At 76.0% G+C, this 2,661-nt stretch carries 3 protein-coding genes; all 3 read left to right on the plus strand.

The features are described 5' to 3' along the window. Window positions 1-181 precede the first annotated feature (181 nt). Window positions 182-1,129: an aldo/keto reductase gene (locus ACFXHB_RS09335; protein WP_380573264.1), complete on the plus strand. Its 948-nt coding sequence runs from the start codon at window positions 182-184 to the stop codon at window positions 1,127-1,129. Window positions 1,130-1,262: 133 nt separating this feature from the next. Beyond that, window positions 1,263-1,607 (plus strand): hypothetical protein, encoded by a 345-nt coding sequence (locus tag ACFXHB_RS09340; RefSeq protein WP_380573265.1) that lies wholly within the window; start codon window positions 1,263-1,265, stop codon window positions 1,605-1,607. Further along, on the plus strand, window positions 1,604-2,566 hold the full coding sequence (locus tag ACFXHB_RS09345) for a sugar kinase (protein WP_380573266.1): 963 nt from the start codon (window positions 1,604-1,606) through the stop codon (window positions 2,564-2,566). The genes ACFXHB_RS09340 and ACFXHB_RS09345 overlap by 4 nt, the downstream gene beginning before the upstream one ends. Window positions 2,567-2,661 lie beyond the last annotated feature (95 nt).

Raw genomic sequence — 2,661 nt, forward strand, 5'->3', positions numbered from 1 at the left:
ACCACCACCCCCCCGCCCCCGTGGTCGGGGGTGCCCCCGCCGTGGCCTCCTGCTCGGGGGGGGGGGTCCCCCCCCGCCGCGCCCCCCCCCCCCCGACCGACGCCCGGCCGGAACCATCCGCGCCCCGCGTCCCGCAGTACGTCCGCCCGCCCCGCCTCCTACCCGACCCCTGGGACCCGCCATGCGATACCGCCCGCTGGGCCGTACCGGTCTGATCGTCTCCGAGCTGGGCTTCGGCGCCTCGCCGTTGGGCTCGGTCTTCGGAGCCTTCGCCGAGCAGGACGGCATCGACGCCGTCCGCACCGCCCTGGACCTCGGCGTCAACTTCTTCGACGTCTCCCCCTACTACGGCGACACCGCCGCCGAGACGGCGCTCGGCCGCGCGCTGCGCGGCGTAGACCGCGACAGTTACCTGCTCGCCACCAAGGTCGGCCGCTACGGCGCCACCGAGTTCGACTTCGGTGCCGAGCGCGTCAAGCGCGGCGTCACCGAGAGTCTCGCCCGGCTCGGCACCGACCACGTCGACCTCATCCAGTGCCACGACATCGAGTTCGGCTCCCTCGACCTGATCGTCGAGGAGACCCTGCCGGCCCTGCGCGAGCTCCAGCGGGCGGGCCTGGTGCGCCACGTCGGCGTGACCGGCTACCCGATCCCGGCCCTCGCCCACGTCGCCGCCCGCACCCCGGTGGACACCGTGCTGTCCTACTGCCAGCACACCCTGCTGGACCGGCGCCTGGCGGCGTGGGAGGGGCATTTCGCGACGCTCGGCACCGGAGTGATCAACGCTTCCCCGCTGTCCATGGGGGCGCTCACCTGGCGTGGCGCACCCCACTGGCACCCCGGCTCGGCTCGGCTGCGTGAACGCTGCGCGGCGGCGGCCGACCTGTGCGAGCGGGCCGGCGGTGACCTGGCCAAGCTCGCCCTGCAGTTCTCCGTCGCCACCACCGGCGCGGCCACCACCGTCGTCGGCACCCGCAGCCCGGACCACATGAGGCGCAACGTCCAATGGCTGGCCGAGCCGATCGACCCGGGCCTGCTCGCCCAGGTCGAACAGTGCCTGGCCCCGGTCCGTGACCAGGGCTGGACCAGCGGCAGGCCCGCGAACCAGGACCCGCGGGAACGGTCGTGACGCGGCCGCCCCTCCTCGACGCGCACGTCCACCTCTGGGACCCGAACCGACTCGACTACCCCTGGCTGACCGACCCCGCACCGTCCGACCACCCCGCCCCACGGGCCAGGCCCGATCACCCCAGGAGAGTCTCATGACCCAGCATGTCGTCCACGCCGGTAGCGGCGCCTTGCTGACCGAGCCCGCGACACCGGTGCCGCCCGCAGCCGGCCAGGCCCTGCGTGTCACGGCCCGGCGGCGCGGGCTGCCGGCCGCCGCCGGCACCGTCCTGACCCCCGAACAGGCCGTCCGCGGCTTCGACGACGGCGCCGCTCTCGTCGTCCCGCCCGGCCTCGACCCGGACGTCGTCGAGTACCGCGCCCGCGCCGGACACCGCCTGTCCGACGTCGCCGACGCCGTCGGGGCCGCTGCCGTCCGGGCCGCTGCCGTCGGGGCCGCTGCCGTCGGGGCCGCTGCCGCTTGCCGGAGCGCGTCATGACGGCCGGGACGCCTGGCGGTCTGGTGACGTTCGGCGAGACCATGGGCCTGCTCACCGCGGACGGCACCGGCCCGCTGGAGAGCGCGCGCTCCTTCTCCTACGGTATCGGGGGCGCGGAGAGCAACGTCGCGATCGGCGCCGCCCGCCTGGGCGCACCGGTCACCTGGATCGGTCGCCTGGGCGCGGACGCCACCGGGGACCTCGTCGAACGGCGCCTGCGCGCCGAGGGCGTCCGCGTCCACGCCATCCGCGACGACGGCTTCACCGGCCTCATGGTCAAGCACCGCAGAACCGCCGCCGTTGTCACGGTCGACTACCACCGCGCCGGCAGTTCCGCCTCCCGACTGAGTCCCGAGGACATCCCGGCCGAGCTGATCCACCGCGCCGGTGTCCTGCACATCACCGGGATCACCCCCGCCCTGTCGGCCTCGGCCGCCGACACGGTCCGTCACGCCGTCGCCCTCGCCCGCGCGGCCGGCGTCACGATCTCCCTCGACGTCAACCACCGGCCCAAACTCTGGCCGCCCGAACGGGCCGCGCCCGTCCTGCGCGAACTCGCCGCCGAGGCCGACGTCCTCTTCGCCGGCGTGGCGGAGGCCGAACTGCTGCTCGGCATCGGCCCCGGGCACTCGGCCGCGGAGCTCGCCCGGGCCCTGGCCGTGCTCGGACCGCGCCAAGCCGTGCTCAAGGACGGCGCGCGCGGCTGCACCGCGGTCGTCGACGGCGTCGAGCACCGCCTGCCGGCCCTGGCGGTGCCGGTCGTGGACCCCGTCGGCGCGGGCGACGCGTTCGTCGCCGGCTACCTCACCGAACTCCTCGCCGGCCACGGCCCGGCACAACGGCTGGCCACCGCCGTCACCGTCGGAGCGTTCGCCGTCTCCGTCCCCGGCGACTGCGAAGGACTGCCCCGCCGCACCGACCTCGCCGCCCTCACCTCCACCGAGGACATCCAACGCTGAACGAGGTGCGGGGGGGCCCCCCCCGGCGGCCCCCCCCCCCCCCCGCCCCCCCCCCCCGCAATGAACCAGCAGGGGCCCGGGGGGGCCCCCGCCCG

The sequence above is a fragment of the Kitasatospora sp. NPDC059327 genome (genome assembly GCF_042752535.1).
Classification (GTDB): Bacteria; Actinomycetota; Actinomycetes; order Streptomycetales; family Streptomycetaceae; genus Kitasatospora.

Coding starts and splice junctions, on each gene's coding strand:
- ACFXHB_RS09335 (WP_380573264.1), top strand. CDS start 182: ATGCGATACCGCCCGCTGGGCCGTACCGGTCTGATCGTCTCCGAGCTG.
- ACFXHB_RS09340 (WP_380573265.1), top strand. CDS start 1,263: ATGACCCAGCATGTCGTCCACGCCGGTAGCGGCGCCTTGCTGACCGAG.
- ACFXHB_RS09345 (WP_380573266.1), top strand. CDS start 1,604: ATGACGGCCGGGACGCCTGGCGGTCTGGTGACGTTCGGCGAGACCATG.